This is a genomic window from Curtobacterium sp. NPDC092190 (assembly GCF_044755625.1).
GTDB lineage: Bacteria > Actinomycetota > Actinomycetes > Actinomycetales > Microbacteriaceae > Curtobacterium.
Window position 1 is genome coordinate 294,052 of the sequence record NZ_JBIVRJ010000002.1, and the last position, 14,987, is coordinate 309,038.

At 73.0% G+C, this 14,987-nt stretch carries 13 protein-coding genes; 7 read left to right on the forward strand and 6 right to left on the reverse strand.

The features are described from left to right. Window positions 1–230: 230 nt before the first annotated feature. From ACIQFY_RS05585 to ACIQFY_RS05615, 7 genes are all read left to right on the forward strand, one after another. Entirely contained in the window at window positions 231–1,622 is a 1,392-nt protein-coding gene (locus ACIQFY_RS05585) for a purine-cytosine permease family protein (protein ID WP_400338680.1), read from the forward strand. 231 nt (window positions 1,623–1,853) lie between these two features. Beyond that, window positions 1,854–3,410: a hydantoinase/oxoprolinase N-terminal domain-containing protein gene (locus ACIQFY_RS05590; protein WP_400338682.1), complete on the forward strand. Its 1,557-nt coding sequence runs from the start codon at window positions 1,854–1,856 to the stop codon at window positions 3,408–3,410. Then, window positions 3,407–4,561 carry a DUF917 domain-containing protein gene (locus ACIQFY_RS05595; RefSeq protein WP_400338684.1) on the forward strand — a complete coding sequence of 385 codons (1,155 nt, stop codon included), beginning with the start codon at window positions 3,407–3,409 and terminating at the stop codon, window positions 4,559–4,561. The genes ACIQFY_RS05590 and ACIQFY_RS05595 overlap by 4 nt, the downstream gene beginning before the upstream one ends. Next, complete coding sequence (locus ACIQFY_RS05600) at window positions 4,558–5,673, forward strand: DUF917 domain-containing protein (RefSeq protein ID WP_400338686.1); 1,116 nt, start codon at window positions 4,558–4,560, stop codon at window positions 5,671–5,673. Before ACIQFY_RS05595 ends, ACIQFY_RS05600 begins: the two co-directional genes overlap by 4 nt. A gap of 28 nt (window positions 5,674–5,701) precedes the next feature. Beyond that, on the forward strand, window positions 5,702–6,784 hold the full coding sequence (locus ACIQFY_RS05605) for a DUF917 domain-containing protein (RefSeq protein WP_400338687.1): 1,083 nt from the start codon (window positions 5,702–5,704) through the stop codon (window positions 6,782–6,784). Beyond that, window positions 6,781–8,307: a PucR family transcriptional regulator gene (locus ACIQFY_RS05610; RefSeq protein ID WP_400338689.1), complete on the forward strand. Its 1,527-nt coding sequence runs from the start codon at window positions 6,781–6,783 to the stop codon at window positions 8,305–8,307. The genes ACIQFY_RS05605 and ACIQFY_RS05610 overlap by 4 nt, the downstream gene beginning before the upstream one ends. Window positions 8,308–8,508: 201 nt before the next feature. Further along, entirely contained in the window at window positions 8,509–8,889 is a 381-nt protein-coding gene (locus ACIQFY_RS05615) for a hypothetical protein (RefSeq protein WP_400338690.1), read from the forward strand. Between the two features lie 144 nt (window positions 8,890–9,033). On the opposite strand, the gene ACIQFY_RS05620 is transcribed toward ACIQFY_RS05615, so the two are convergent. From ACIQFY_RS05620 to ACIQFY_RS05645, 6 genes are all read right to left on the reverse strand, one after another. After that, entirely contained in the window at window positions 9,034–9,657 is a 624-nt protein-coding gene (locus tag ACIQFY_RS05620) for a pyridoxamine 5'-phosphate oxidase family protein (protein ID WP_311206013.1), read from the reverse strand. Continuing rightward, entirely contained in the window at window positions 9,654–10,493 is an 840-nt protein-coding gene (locus ACIQFY_RS05625) for a creatininase family protein (RefSeq protein WP_400338692.1), read from the reverse strand. Before ACIQFY_RS05625 ends, ACIQFY_RS05620 begins: the two co-directional genes overlap by 4 nt. Then, the gene (locus ACIQFY_RS05630; RefSeq protein ID WP_311206014.1) at window positions 10,490–11,887 is read right to left on the reverse strand and encodes an FAD-binding oxidoreductase; all 1,398 of its coding nucleotides are present in this window, start codon (window positions 11,885–11,887) and stop codon (window positions 10,490–10,492) included. The genes ACIQFY_RS05625 and ACIQFY_RS05630 overlap by 4 nt, the downstream gene beginning before the upstream one ends. 118 nt (window positions 11,888–12,005) lie before the next feature. Continuing rightward, a complete protein-coding gene (locus tag ACIQFY_RS05635) occupies window positions 12,006–13,202 on the reverse strand; it encodes an ABC transporter substrate-binding protein (protein ID WP_311206015.1) in 1,197 nt (398 codons plus the stop codon). A gap of 119 nt (window positions 13,203–13,321) precedes the next feature. After that, window positions 13,322–14,191: an ABC transporter permease gene (locus ACIQFY_RS05640; RefSeq protein ID WP_251154509.1), complete on the reverse strand. Its 870-nt coding sequence runs from the start codon at window positions 14,189–14,191 to the stop codon at window positions 13,322–13,324. Beyond that, complete coding sequence (locus ACIQFY_RS05645) at window positions 14,191–14,982, reverse strand: ABC transporter ATP-binding protein (RefSeq protein ID WP_326495283.1); 792 nt, start codon at window positions 14,980–14,982, stop codon at window positions 14,191–14,193. Before ACIQFY_RS05645 ends, ACIQFY_RS05640 begins: the two co-directional genes overlap by 1 nt. Between the last annotated feature and the right edge of the window lie 5 nt (window positions 14,983–14,987).

A 14,987-nucleotide genomic window follows, 5' to 3' on the forward strand; every position in this document is an offset into this window, starting at 1 on the left:
CGTTCCCGGGCCCATGTCGTTCCCGGGGTCCTGTCGTTCCCGGGAATACGTCGTGTTCGGGGTTCGGCGCCGGACAGCGCCACCCGACGCTCCCAGGGACGACGATGTGCAGAGTGCACCAGTTCACCTGCCGGTAACGACATCGTGCACGTGTACCCGCTCCCGTCACGTCACTACGGTTGCCGCAACCCGGTCGCCCCGACCGGCTCCCCGTCCCCCAGGAGCACCCGATGGCCAGTGCAGCGTCAGCACCACCAGCCCCGTCCGTCGTCGTCGACGACCACTCCCTGTCCCGCGTCCCCGCCTCCGCCCGCTACGGCTGGTTCCAGGTCGCGGTGCAGCGGTTCGGGCAGATCTCCGCCCTGTCCCAGTTCCTGCTCGGTGCCACGCTCGGCTTCGGCATGGGCTTCTGGGAGGCGTTCTGGGCGATCACCCTCGGTGCCGTGATCCTGGAGATCGTGTCGGTCTTCGTCGGCATCATCGGCATGCGCGAGGGCCTCAACACCTCCGTGATCGCGCGGTGGACCGGGTTCGGCAAGGCCGGCTCCGCACTGGTGGGCCTGGCGATCGGCCTGAGCCTGATCGGGTGGTTCGGCATCCAGTCCGGCGTCTCCGCCGCCGGGCTCGTCGCGATCCTGCCGGTCCTGCCGGCGTGGGCGTGGTCGCTCGTGTTCGGCCTGCTCGTCACCGCGATCGTGCTCCGCGGCTTCCACTCCATGCAGTGGCTCGCCAACATCACGGTGCCGCTGTTCCTGATCCTGGTGGGCTGGGCGGTCGTCGTCGAGCTGAGCCAGCACTCGATCGCCGAGCTCGCCGCGAAGGCCCCGGCCGGCCCGGAGCTGAGCTTCGTCGCGGGCACCACCCTCGTCGCCGGAGGCTTCATCGTCGGCGCGGTCATCACGCCCGACATGACGCGCTTCAACCGCTCGGTCGGCGACGTCGTCAAGCAGACCGCGCTCGGCGTCACGCTGGGGGAGTACGTCATCGGGCTCGCGGGCGTCCTGCTCGCCCACGCCGTCGGGTCGTCCGACATCACCCGCGTCATCACGTCGAGCGTCGGCTGGGTCGGCATCCTCGTGATCCTGCTCGGCACGTTCAAGATCAACGACTGGAACATCTACAGCTCGAGCCTCGGCGTCACGAACTTCATCGACGTGGTGTTCGGCAGGAAGGTGAACCGTGGTGTCGTCACCCTCGTGCTCGGCATCGTCGGGTCGGTGCTGGCCGCCGTCGGGTTCCTCGACGCCTTCACCCCCTTCCTCATCGTGCTCGGTGTCGTGTTCCCGCCGATCGCGGGGATCATGATCGCCGAGTACTTCGTCGTGCAGCGCTGGCGCCGTGAACTCAGCGAGAGCGAGGGCCTGCCGGCCACGAGCCCGACGTGGGTCCCCGCGACACTCGTCATCTGGGCGGTCGCGGCACTGGTCGGCTACTTCGTCGCGATCGGCATCCCGTCGATCAACTCCGTCGTCATCGCCTTCGTGCTCTACGTGATCGCCGGCAAGGCCGGATGGGTCCGCGGGGTCGGCGTGAGCCGCACCGAGGACGCCCCGGCAGCGGTCGGCGACGGCACGACGAGCGACGCACCGGCGGCGGCACCCGCGCCAGCACCGGCGCCCTGAAGCCGGCGGTCGGCGCCCCCTGCCGACCGCCACCTCGTCGCCGGCCGTGCCGTGGCCCCCTGACCCGGACACGGCACGGTCGGCCCGACACTCCGTCAGCACCACCACCACGACAGCACCGCCATCGTCAGCACCACCACCGGCACCACCACAGCACCACAACAGCACAACGACAGCACCACCACCGGCACTCCGTCAGCACCACGACAGCACCACCCCGAAGGGAACCCCATGCGCATCGGCATCGACGTCGGCGGCACGAACACGGACGCCGTCCTGATGGACGGCAGCACGGTCGCCGCGGCCGTGAAGCGGTCGACGACCCAGGACGTCACGTCCGGCATCGTCGCCGCCCTGGCCGGCCTGCGCGAGCAGCGCGACTTCACCTCGGCGGACATCGACGGCGTGATGATCGGCACGACGCACTTCATCAACGCGCTCGTCGAGGCCCGGGGGCTCGCCCCGACCGCGGCCGTCCGTCTCGGTCTGCCGGCGACCGCGTCCCTGCCGCCCTTCACCGACTGGCCCGCACACCTCGTCGGCGCCGTGCAGGGACGGGCGTTCCTGGCGCACGGCGGCCACGAGTTCGACGGCCGGGTCATCTCCGAGCTGGACCCGGACGAGCTGAAGCGGCACGCCGAGGCCATCGGTGCCGCCGGGATCCGCTCGATCGCGATCTCGTCGGTGTTCTCCCCGATCAACGACGAGTTCGAGCAGCGGGCGCAGGCGATCATGGCCGCCGAGCTCGGACCGGACGTCGCGTTCTCGCTGTCGAGCGAGATCGGTCGCATCGGGCTGCTCGAGCGCGAGAACGCCACCATCATCAACGCGGCGCTCCGCGAGCTCGCCGACCGCATCGTCGACGGTCTGTCCGGCTCCGTCGCCGGCAGCGGGATCGACGCGCCCCTGTTCCTCAGCCAGAACGACGGCACGCTCATGGATGTCGAGTACGCCCGGCGCTACCCGGTCGCGACGTTCGCCTCGGGCCCGACGAACTCGATGCGCGGTGCCGCGGTGCTCTCCGGCTTCGACACCTGCGCGGTCGTCGACGTCGGCGGCACCACGAGCGACGTCGGCGTGCTGACCGGTGGCTTCCCGCGCGAGGCCACCGGTGAGGTCGCGGTCGCGGGCATCCGCACGAACTTCCGGATGCCCGACGTGCTGTCGATCGGCATCGGGGGCGGCTCCCGCATCCGCGAGGACGGCGCCCTGGTCGGCCCGGACTCGGTCGGCTACCGGCTCACCCAGGAGGGCCTGGTCTTCGGCGGCGACACCCTCACCGCGACCGATGTGGCCGTCCGCGGTGGCCGTGGCGCCATCGGGGACGTCTCCCGTGTCGCCGGGGTGCCGGCCGAGGTCGCCGAACGGGCCCTCGCGGTGATCGCCGAGCGCGTCGCCGACGTCGTGGAGCGCATGCGCACCTCGTCGGACCCGCTGCCCGTGGTCGCCGTGGGCGGCGGGTCCGTCCTGCTGCCCGACACCCTGCCCGGGCTCGGCACGGTGCGCCGGCCGGAGCACCACTCGGTCGCCAACGCGATCGGCGCCGCCATCGCGCAGGTGTCCGGCGAGGTCGACAAGGTCTACGCGATCAGCGACGGCAGGCGTTCCGCCGTGGTCGACGAGGCCCGCCAGGAGGCCGTCGACCGCGCCGTCGCCGCCGGAGCCGATCCGTCCAGTGTCGCGATCGTCGACTTCGACGAGGTCCCGATCCCGTACCTGCCCGGCAACGCCACGCGCATCCGTGCCAAGGCGGTCGGCGACCTCGCACTCGGGGCGCTGGTCCGATGACGACGACGGTGACGGCATCCGGCGCGGACACGCGTCCGTCGGCGACCACCGTCCGTCCCCTCACCGAGATCGGCGAGGACTGCTCCGCGCTCGCCCGCGGCGCCGCCGTCCTCGGTACCGGCGGAGGTGGCGACCCCTACATCGGCCGACTGCTGGCCGAGGCCGCGGTCCGCGAGCACGGCCCCGTGCCGGTCGTGCAGGTCGAGGACCTGCCCGACGACGCCGTCGTGCTCAACGTCGCGATGATCGGCGCACCGACCGTCATGGTCGAGAAGCTGCCGTCCGGCGCGCAGTTCGCCGAGGCGATCCGCAGCCTGGCCACCCACCTCGGCGTCACCCCGACGCACGTCGCGTGCATCGAGGTCGGCGGCGTCAACTCGACCAGCCCGATCGTCGCCGCGGCCGAGCTCGGCCTGCCGCTCGTCGACGGCGACGGCATGGGCCGCGCCTTCCCCGAGGTGCAGATGGTCCTGCCGACCCTGTCGGGGATCAGCGCCACGCCGATGGCACTCGCCGACGAGAAGGGCAACACCGCCGTCTTCGACACCGTCGACAACCGCTGGGCGGAACGGCTCGCCCGCACCGCGACGGTCGAGATGGGGTGCTCCGCGATCACCGCGCAGTACGCGATGTCCGGCGCCGAGCTCAAGCAGTCGTACGTCCGCGGCAGCCTCTCGCTCAGCGTCGCGATCGGCGAGGCACTCGTCGCCGCCCGTACCGCGAACGAGGACCCCGTGGACGCCGTCACCGCGGTGCTCGGTGGGACCGTCGTGTTCGAGGGCAAGGTCGCCGACGTGGAGCGGAAGACCGTCACCGGCTTCGCCCGCGGGACCGCCCGCATCGCCGGCTCCGGCAGTGACACCGGCCTGGAGGCCGTGCTCCGGTTCCAGAACGAGCACCTGCTGGTCGAGGTGGCCGGGTCGGTCCGCACCACCACCCCCGACCTGATCGTCACCCTGGACGCCGAGACCGGTGAACCGATCACCACCGAGGGGCTGCGCTTCGGCGCTCGCGTCCGGATCGTCACCGCACCGGCCGATCCGCGCTGGCACACCCCGGCGGGCCTCGCGCTCGCCGGACCCCGGTACTTCGGCTACGACACCCCGGCGGTCCGCCACGACGGCACCGTCAGCGAGGGAGAACACGCATGAGCTGGACCATCGACGTCGACGACCTGCCCGACCTCGCGCGCGGCGCCGCACTGCTCGGCACCGGGGGCGGGGGCGACCCGCTCATCGGCATGCTGCTCGTCAAGGCGGCCGTCGAGGAGCACGGACCGGTGACGGTCCTCGACCCGTCCGAGGTGCCGGACGACGCCCTCGTCATCCCCACCGCGCAGATGGGCGCCCCGACCGTGGTGCTCGAGCGGCTGCCCGCCGGCCCGGAGCCGCTCGGTGCCCTCCGCCGACTCGAGGCGCACCTCGGCCGGACCGCCACCGCCACGATGCCGATCGAGTGCGGCGGCATCAACTCGATGATCCCGCTGCTCGTCGGCGCGACCGGCGGCCTGCCCGTCGTCGACGCGGACGGCATGGGGCGCGCGTTCCCGGAGCTGCAGATGGAGACCTTCTCGGTGTACGGGGTGCCCGGGTCCCCGCTGGCGATCAGCGACGAGAACGGCCACGGCGTCGTCATCGACACCGGGCACGACAACCGGCAGATGGAGTGGCTCGCCCGCGGCGTCACGATCCGCCTCGGCGGGGTGGCGTACATCGCCGAGTACGCGATGAGCGGCCGCCAGGTCCGGGAGACCGCCGTCCCGCGGACGCTCTCGCTCGCGCTGGCGGTCGGTCGGGCGATCCGACGGGCACGCGAGGAGCACCGCGACCCCGTCGAGGGGCTCGCCGAGGCGTTCGGGCAGACGATCTACACGCACCTGCGCGAGCTGTTCGACGGCAAGGTCGTCGACGTCGAGCGCCGGACGGTCGACGGGTTCGCGAAGGGCCGGGCCGTCGTCCAGGGCGCCGACGGGTCGGAGCTCGAGATCGCCTTCCAGAACGAGAACCTCGTCGCCCGACGGGACGGTCGCCTCGTCGCGGTGGTGCCGGACCTGATCTGCGTGCTCGACGCCGAGACGGCGGAACCGATCACCACGGAGCGCCTGCGCTACGGCCAGCGCGTCCGGGTGATCGGGGTGTCGACGCCCGACCTCATGCGCACACCGGAGGCCCTCGCGGTGTTCGGGCCGTCGTGCTTCGGCCTGGACGACGACTTCGTCCCGGTCGAGCAGCTGCACGATCGCGCGCCGGTGGGGGCGCGCTGAACGGCGCCGATGCGCGAGGATCGCAGGTGTGCACCAGGGCGAGCAGCGTGACGGGGTCGTGACGGGCCTCCGGGCCGACGACGTCGACGACTTCGCACGCGGCACCGCGCTCCTCGGGTGCGGCGGTGGCGGCCAGGTGGACCACATGGCCCATGCCCTGCGGCGGGCGCTCGGCGACGCCCGGGTGCCGGTCGTGCCGGTCGGCGGCGGTGTCCGCGCGGTGATGGCGGTGGGGCTCGTCGGGTCGACCACCGTGCTCGAGGAGAAGACGCCGAGCGGGCGGGAGCTGCCCGACGCGCTCGCCGCGGTGGAACGCTGGACCGGCCGTCGGGCGGACGCCGTCGTCGCAGCGCAGATCGGTGGCGTCACCGGACCGGCCGCGGCGCTCACGGCGCACGCGGTCGGCCTGCCGCTCGTCGACGCCGACCTGGTCGGTCGGGCGACGCCGCGCATCGACCAGCTCTCCCTGTTCGTCGGGTCGTCGCCCTCGGTCACCGCCGCTGCGGTGACGTCCAGCGGCCTGCGGATCGTGGTCGACGCGCCGGACCCGCGGGATCTCGAGACGGTCTGGCGCGAGGCGGTCTCGCACAGCGGCGGGTGGGCGGCGTTCGCGGTCGGCCCCGTCGACGCCGAGGTGCTCGCCGCACGCTGCATCACGGGCAGTGTCGACCGGGCCCTGCGCACCGGACGCGTCGCTGCAGCCGCGGCCGGCGTCGAGGACCTCGTGGTCGGGCTCGACGGCGCTCGTGCCGTCGCCCGCGGCCGCGTGCTCGACGTGCAGCGCGGCGGGGACGCGGTCGCGTTCGTGCACGGGTCGATGGCGATCCGCGACGCGGCCACCGGCGCCGTCGTCCGGGTCGAGGCGGGCAGCGAGTGGGTGCACTGCCTGGTGGACGGTGAACCGGTCGCGAGCACCCCGAGCTGCATCGTCGTCGTCGACGCCAGGTCCCTGCGGCCCGTCAGCACCGAGCGAGCCCGGGTCGGGGACGAGCTCGCGGTGCTCGTGCTGCCCGGTGCGCCGTGGTGGTGGGCGTCGCCGGAGCGCACGGCACGCGTGGCGCCCCGGGCGTTCGGGATCGACGCCGACGCCGTGCCGGAGGCCGCAGCGTGATCCCCGTCTCGGACTTCCTGCCCCTGCTGCCCGAGGGCGCGACGTTGCTCGTCGGACCGGCGACGGGCACGGTCACCACCGTGCGCGGACTCGTCGGCCTGCCCGAGCACGTCGGTCGGCTGCTCGGGACGGACGACTCCGCGGTCGTCCTGCTCACCCCGGTCGAGCGCTTCGACGCCCGGTTCGACGTGCTGCTCCGCCGGGCGGCGACCGCCGGCGTCGCGGTGCTCGTCGTCGGGCTCGCCGACGGGACACCGCTGCCCGGCGCCGGGACCGCCGCGCTCGCCGATCGACTCGGCGTCGCGGTGGTCGTGACCCCGGACCCGTGGGCCGCCTCCGTGCGGGTGCACGAGCTCATCGGGTCCGGGGACGCTCCCGCTGCCCGTACCGCCGTCGTCGCGGCGCGGGTCGGACTCGACGCCGGGCCCGCCCTGGACGAGCTGTTCACCCGGCTCGAGCACGAGCTCGGACACGCGATCCGGTTCCTCGACGCGTCGGGACGTCCCCTGCGCGGTGCGGGGGTCGCGCCGGCGACCGCGGCACTGCTCGCGCGTACGGTCGGGACGAGCGAGCCGGTCTGGGCGACCGACGACCGGGAGACGGTCGTGGCCGTGCCCGTCCCGACCGGCATCGGACCGCGGGCCTGGCTCGCGGTCGGCACCACCACGCCCGTGCGTGCCGAGCGGGTCGTGCTCGCGACCGCACTGCGGGTCGCGGCGGTCGCGGCCGGACACCGGCTCGTGCTCACCCGGCTCGACGACGAGCGCGACGCCCGGTACCGGATGGCGATGCTCGACGACCTCCGGAGCGCCGACGGGGCACCGGCGCCGCCCCTGGTGCAGCGGACCATCGCCGCCGGCTGGGAGCTCGACGCCTGGCACGTCGGCGTCCGGCTCGTCGCGCGGGAGCCGGTCGACGCGGTGGCCCTGCGACGCGAGGTCGAGACGGCGTTCGACGCGCACGGGCTCGACGTGGTGGTGGTCGAGCAGACCGACGGGTGGGCACTCTGGTGCTCGTCGTCCGACGAACCCGACCGTGCCGCGGTCGCCGCGCTCGCCGCCTCGGTGCGCGCCGCCCAGAACGCCCTGCGCTCCGCGGTCGACACGAACGCCGGCGTGGGCAGCGTGCACGCCGGTCCGGCGGGGCTCGTGCGGACGCTCGGCGAAGCGGGCGACGCCGTCCGCCTCGCCGCCGCGCGACCGGAGTCGGGCTTCTTCGTGCACGTCGACCGGCTCGGCCTCGCGCAGCTGCTGCTCGCGTGGACGCAGACCGACACGTTCCTGCCGGCGGCGGAGCAGCTCCTCGCGCCCCTGGAGCGCGGGGGCGGGGCGCTCCGCTCGACCCTGGCGGCGTACCTCGACGCGGAGTCCTCGGTGGCGGAGACGGCCGCGGTGCTCGGGGTGCACCGCAACACCGTGGCCGATCGCATCGACCGGGTGCAGCGGCTGCTCGGCGTGGACCTCGGCGACCCGGAGACCCGGCTCGCGCTGCACCTGGCGACGCGGGCCCTCGGCGGGGCGTAGCGCGGGGGAGGCCGTGCGCCGCGCAGCGGATCGGACCACGATCCCGACATCGAACCAGGCGCACGACCTGGTTCGACGTCGGGAACGTGGTTCGTCGCCGTCGCCGTCGCCGTCGCCGTCGCCGTCGCGATCGCTCGCCGCGTCGCGCGCTCCGGCGTCCCCGGGCTGTACGCGCCGCACGGCGTTCGGCACGATGGGTGCATGAGGACCCGCACCGTCGCGGCCACGGCCGTCGTGGTCGTGCTCGTCGCGCTCACCGGCTGCACGCAGCAGCAGACCTCCTTCGACGGGGTCGCGCGCGCGGCGTGCGAGACGAGGGTCGGGCCGGCGATCGTCGCCTGGTGGCGTGACCAGTACGGGACGACCCCGTGGAAGGTCGTCGACACCCGGTCGACGGCCATCGAGCAGGGCCGGGGGGACCCGCCCGGGGCGACCGCGGTCACCGTCACCGGAAGGTCATCGGTCCAGCGCGAGGAACACGGGAAGGCGGCGGAACCGGTCGTCTGGTCGTGCTCCGCGCGCACCACGGCCGACGATCCGTCGTCGGTGTCGGCGACGATCAGGGAGATCACTCCGGGCTGACGCCGACGGACGCCGCGGTCGGTCCTCGCGAGTGGGCTCGTCGAACCACGGGGCCGACGTCGAACCAGCCGTGCGACCTGGTTCGGTGTCGGGCACGTGGTTCGGCATCGGCATCGGCATCGGCGCCGGGCCGTGACCGGCGGGTCAGCCGGGCCAGGACTCCTGCGCCCACGAGCCGTCGGCGTGGCGCTCGTACGCGAGCCGGTTGCTCGCCGCATCGGTCGCACCGCGCCAGAACAGCATCCGCACCGGCGTGAGCGCGTAGCCCGTCCAGGTGCCCGGTGGCTCGAGCCCGGCACCCGGTCGCTGACGCTCGAACGCCGCCCAGAGCTCCCGTCGTCGCCCGTGGGTGTCGGCGGCGGCCTCGTGGTCGTTCACCCACGCGAGCACCTGCAGGTACCGGGTCCTGGCGGCGTAGGCGGCGCGGGCCTCGGCGTCGGTGACGGGTGCCACGTCCCCGACGACCACGAGCTGCCGCGCCGCCTCGGGCCAGACGAGGGTGACGGCGGCGCGGGGGAGCGCGGCGAGCTCGGCGGCCTTGCGGCTCCGGCTGTCGGTGTGGAAGTGCAGGCGCGCTCCGTCGAACCGCGAGAGCAGCACGGTCCGGGCGGACGGGTAGCCGTCGAGGCCGAGTGTGGACAGGGTCATGGTGGGGCCGGGTCCGTCCTCGGCGGCCGGGAGCCACGCGGCGGCCAGCTCGAGCGGGTCGGCCGGGGTGGCGGCAGCGTCGTCCTGCGCGGCCGCCGCCTGCCCCGGCAGGACGGTCACGGCACCGTCACCACGTCGGACACGAGTGGAGCGGCGGCGGGCTTCGCGACCGCCGGGTCGAAGCGGGCGATCTCGTGCAGGGACGCCACGGCTTCGTCCAGGGACAGGTCCCACAGCACCTGCCCGTAGGTCGCGGTCGCCCGGCTCGCGTCCCCGACGACCCCGGGCGTGCCGAAGTCGTTCGACAACCACCCGAAGGACACCGGCCCACCGTTGAACCGGATCTTCTCGAACGCTGCCAGGTGGTCCGGCACCCACCGCTCCGCGAGCGACATGTCGACCAGGTCGGGCCGCAGGTGCAGGATCATCGACGTCTCCGCCGCCCCACCGTGGATGCCGAACCCGCGCTCGTCGGCGTCCTCGCCGGCGGGACCGGGCATCCGGGAGAGCGTCGGCATGAGGAACGTCTTCAGTCCGTACCGCTTCCGGATCTCGCGCAGGGCGACCTGGAGCAGGGCGACGTTCCCGCCGTGCCCGTTCGCGAAGACCAGCGACCCGGCACCCGTCAGCGCCACGGCACGGCCGATCTGCACGGCGGTGTCGAACATCGTCGACTCGTCCAGCCACACCGTGCCCGGCGCCCAGCTGTGCTCGTCGGACTTCGTGAACGCCAGCGTCGGCAGCTGCCAGACGTCGAGGCCCTCGGCAGCGGCCCGCTCGACGGCCGCGCCGCCGATGTGGTCGGCGAGCAGGAAGTCGGTGACGAGCGGCAGGTGCGGCCCGTGGTGCTCGACGGCCCCGGTCGGCTGCACCACGATCGTCTCCGGTCCGAAGCCGGCGGCGACCGCCGGCCCCGAGAGCTCCGCCAGACGACGCGAGCGTACGGCGCCGCTCACTTGCCGAACCCCGGCACGACGGGCTGCGCCGACGCGGTCGAGCCACCGCTGACCACGAGCGACGGGTCGATGACGTGCCCCGGGTTGAGCAGCCCCTCGGGGTCGGTGCGCTGTTTCAGTGCCACGAGTTCCTCGACCCCGTGGTCGACGTAGTACTGGTGCGGGCTGTGCACCCGGACGCCCAGCTCACGGAGTACCGGGTAGCCCGCGTAGACGTCCTCGGCCCCGGTGTACGGCGCGGTGAGCATGCCGATCGGGCCGACGTGTGCCGCCTCGATGTGCAGCATCCCGCCCGGGTAGACGGCCTCGACCTCGGCGATCCGGTCGATGAGCGCCTCGCCGCCGACCTCGACGTGGAAGTACTCGGTGTCGGGGGTGTTCCGCTTGAGCCACCAGATCGGGTGGTTGTAGGACAGCATCGACACCTTGGTGGTCTGCTGCAGGCCCTCGCGGACGTCGGACACGGTGCCGCCGGCCTGCTCGACCAGCGCGCGGGCCTCGTCGAGCACGACGTCGTCGATGATCGCGCGGAGGCTCGCCCGGTCGTCCGGGATCGCGGTGTCGGACGGCAGCGTGGCCGCGACCTCGGGCCGGTCGGCGCTGACGAGCCGCGGCACCGGGTCGAGCCCGCGCAGGGTCCGGACGGCGACGAGCGCGTCCTCGAAGGTCGGGAACGACGCGTAGACCGCACGCCACTCCTGCAGCGGCTCGAGGCGGACGGTCGCCCGGGCGATCACACCGGCGGTGCCGTAGGTGTGCACGAACGGCTGTGCCTCGTCACCCTCGACGTGCAGCAGTTGGTCCGAGCCGGGCAGTGCGACGTCGAGCGCGGTGACGAACCCCTGCCAGTTCGAGCCGTGCGCGATCGAACCGGTGCCGCCGGAGCCGCCGGACAGGAACCCGCCGATGGTGGACTGCGCGGTGGACGGGTACATCCAGAGCTGCTGCCCGGCGGCGGCCGCGGCCTGCTCGAGGGCGACCATCGAGGCGCCGGCCTCGGCGGTGATCCACCCGTCGCCGACCTCGACGACGGCGCGTGCCCGCGAGGTGTCGAGGACGAGTCCGCCGTGCAGCGGGATGCCCTGGCCGTAGTTGCCGGTGCCCTTGCCGCGGGTCGTGACGGGGACGCCGTGCCGGACGGCGGCCTGCAGGGTGGCCGCGACGTCGTCCGCCGACGCCGGGTACGCGACGAGGTCGGCCAGTCCGAGCGGCAGCTGCGCGCTGAGGATCGGGCTCATGGTCGCCTCGTCGACGGAGGCGCGGGCGCGGGTGCGCTCGTCGGCGCTGACGCCGCGCTCACCGAGCAGGTCGACGAGGTCGGCGCCGAGCGCCGCGAGCGCCGCGGCGGACACGGCGGTGTCGGGGGTGGTGGAGGCGGGGGTGACGGTGGTCATGCTCACTCCTGTGGGTGGGTGGTGCGGGAACAGCGGACGGGAGGCACGGGGCGGGCGTGCCCCGCGCCTCCCGTCCGACGGGTGGTCGGCCGACACGACGCGCGCGGCCGACCGGCTGTCAGTTGCCCAGTCCGATGGACTTGTCGAGGAACTCGTTCGTGTACAGGTCGGACGGTGCGAGGTCGCTCTTCACGTCACCGGTGCCGGCGAAGACGGGCTTCGCCTTGTCGATGAAGTCCTGCATGCGCTGCTCGTCCATCGAGCCGATGTAGCCGTCCGTGTCCTTCGCCAGACCGAGGTCCACCATCTGCTTCGCCGCGAACGCTCCGACCTTCGAGTCGTACGTCCAGCCGTTGTTGTACTGCTGCACGAGCTGCGTGATGAGGTCGTTCGTGGCCTCGGGCGCCTTCAGGTAGTCCACGTCGGCCTGCTGCATCACGGGCACGAGCTTCTGCAGGCACGGCTCGAGCTTCGACAGGTCGCCGGTGCGGACGGACACGGCCTCGGGGTAGGGGTTCCACCCGGTGCTCGAGATGGGCTTGTACGCGACCTTCTTGCCCCAGGCGGCGACCTGGTTCTGGTAGATGTACGGCTCGGCGGTGGCGAAGCCCTGCTGGGCGTCCTTGCCGCCGGCGGAGACGAACTTCGACGGGGTGCCGTCGTAGCTGCCGTCGAGGACCTTCTTCGGCAGGATGCCGGACTGCTCGAGGTACGTCATGTACGCGGCACCGTTGAAGTAGCGGACGACGCCGCCGTTCTTCTCGAGCTCCTTGCCGAGGTCCTCGATGGAGTCGACGTCGGGATAGGTCTTCGGGTCCCACATGATCGACATCGGGGACGAGTCGTTCTCGGCGAAGACAGCCGTGGTGGGCAGGTTGCCGGAGAACTGCACCTGCTCGTCGGTGGACATGTAGCCGAGGGTGATGTCCTTGTCCTGGTACATCTGCGATGCGACCTTCGTGTAGCCGATCGCGGGGCCGCCGGCGCGGATCTCGAGCTGCACGCCGGTGCTCTTGCCGTTGGCGTACAGGTCGCCGGTGACGGTCTTGCCCGACGCGTCGATCGACGGGTTCGGACCGAGCATCTCGTACAGGTGGCCGTGCTCGCCCTCGGGGTTCCAGTCGGTCTGGACGACGACGGTCGCCGGGCAGACGCCCGACAGGTCGATCGCGGGGCCGGTCGCGGCCTTCGCGCTGGCGCTCGACGCCGCGGTGCCGGCGGACGAGCCGGCGGCGCATCCGGTCAGGGTGAGGGCGGTCGCGGCGAGGGCTGCGGTCGCGACGCCGATCCGCGTCGTGGTTCGGGTGGTGCGCATGGAGGCTCCGTTCGTGGTGCGGGTCTCGTGGTGCTGTGGGTCGGTGAGGGGGACGGGAAGCGAAGGGGAGTCGGGGCGACCCGCGCCGCGGCGGTCGGGGGAGAGCGCCGCGACGCGGGTCAGCTGAAGTCGTGCCAGCGACCGACGGCCAGGCGGCCGATCAGTCCGAACACGAGGAAGACGGCGACGCCGTAGAGCGAGGCGATGATGATGGTCGCGTAGAGCTCCGGCCCCATGAGGCGCGAGGCGGTCACCTGGATGAGGACGCCGAGCCCGGGGTTGCCGCGCTGGAAGAACTGGTCGCCGACGATCGCGCCGATGACGCTCAGGCCGGCCGAGGTCCGCAGACCGACGAAGATCGACGGCAGGGCGGCGGGGAACTGCAGCTTCACGAGCTGGGCGAACCGGCTCGCCCGCTGCAGCCGGAAGAGCTCGCGCTGCCCGCGGTCGGCGGACTGCAGGCCGAACAGGGTGTTCGACACCATCGGGAACAGGGCGATCATCACGGTGACGATGACCCGGCTCGCGAACTCGTAGCCGAACAGGGCGCCGATCAGGGGTACGAGCGCCAGGATCGGCACGCACTGCAGCACCACCGCGTACGGGTAGAGCGACCGCTCGAGCCACTTCGCCTGCGCCATCGCCATCGCCCAGACGACACCGATGACGATCGCGAAGCCGAGGCCGACGAGGGACACCACGGTGGTGCGACCGAGCGCGGCCCACAGGTCGGTGCCGAAGGTCGAGGGCGAGCCGTCGGGCATCGTCGGGGCGACGATCGCCTTCGCCACGAGGTGCGGGTACGGCACCAGGAACGCGAGGCCACGGACGTGGTCGTAGTAGGCGGCCGCGGCGTACCAGATGCCGACGAGCACGGCGAGGACGACGACGGGCTGCCACCACGACACGGTCCGGCGGGCGCGCGGTGCGGTGCGGCGTGCTGCCGCTCGGACGGCGCGGGCCTCGGCGACCTCCTGCAGGGTGACCATCAGCGGTGTCCTTCCCGGAGCGCGTGCGAGACCTCGCCGACCAGTTCGGCGAACTCGGGGGTGAAGCGGATGTCGGGGTCGCGGGGCATCGGGAACGGCACCTCGAACCGGCCGACGATGCTGCCCGGACGGCCGGACATGACGACGACCTCGGTGGACAGGTACACGGCCTCGGACACCGAGTGGGTGATGAACAGTCCGGCGAACTGCTGCTCGACGAAGAGCCGGAGGAGCTCGTCGTTCAGGCGCTCGCGGGTGATCTCGTCGAGGGCGCCGAACGGTTCGTCGAACAGGAACAGCTCGGGGTCGAGCGTCAGCGACCGGGCGAGCGAGACGCGCATCCGCATGCCGCCGGACAGCTGCTTCGGCAGGTTCGTCTCGAAGCCGTTCAGCCCGACCAGGTCGATCGCACGAGCAGCATCGGCAGCCCGTTCGGCCTTCGGCACGTGCGCGAGCTCGGCGAGCAGCTCGACGTTGCCCTGCACGGTGCGCCACGGCAGCAGGGTCGCGTCCTGGAACACGTAGCCGATGCGGTCGGCGGCGACGTCGGCGGACCCGTCGGACGCCGACTCGAGTCCGGAGGCGATGCGCAGCAGCGTCGACTTGCCGCAGCCGGAGGGCCCGACGACGGACACGAACTGCCCGCGGTCGACGGTCAGGTCGACGCCCTGCAGGGCGATGGTGCCGTTCGGGAAGGTCATCTCGACGTTCCGGAAGTCGAGCAGCGTGTCCGTCGTGGTGACGGGCGGCGGGGCGGTGGTGGTCACGGGCACCTCGGGTTCTCGGGTCACGGGTT

Excerpts from the sequence above, each read along its gene's own strand:
- ACIQFY_RS05615 (WP_400338690.1), top strand. The coding sequence starts at position 8,509 with ATGAGGACCCGCACCGTCGCGGCCACGGCCGTCGTGGTCGTGCTCGTC.
- ACIQFY_RS05600 (WP_400338686.1), top strand. The coding sequence starts at position 4,558 with ATGAGCTGGACCATCGACGTCGACGACCTGCCCGACCTCGCGCGCGGC.
- ACIQFY_RS05590 (WP_400338682.1), top strand. The coding sequence starts at position 1,854 with ATGCGCATCGGCATCGACGTCGGCGGCACGAACACGGACGCCGTCCTG.
- ACIQFY_RS05635 (WP_311206015.1), bottom strand. The coding sequence starts at position 13,202 with ATGCGCACCACCCGAACCACGACGCGGATCGGCGTCGCGACCGCAGCC.
- ACIQFY_RS05595 (WP_400338684.1), top strand. The coding sequence starts at position 3,407 with ATGACGACGACGGTGACGGCATCCGGCGCGGACACGCGTCCGTCGGCG.
- ACIQFY_RS05585 (WP_400338680.1), top strand. The coding sequence starts at position 231 with ATGGCCAGTGCAGCGTCAGCACCACCAGCCCCGTCCGTCGTCGTCGAC.
- ACIQFY_RS05630 (WP_311206014.1), bottom strand. The coding sequence starts at position 11,887 with ATGACCACCGTCACCCCCGCCTCCACCACCCCCGACACCGCCGTGTCC.
- ACIQFY_RS05640 (WP_251154509.1), bottom strand. The coding sequence starts at position 14,191 with ATGGTCACCCTGCAGGAGGTCGCCGAGGCCCGCGCCGTCCGAGCGGCA.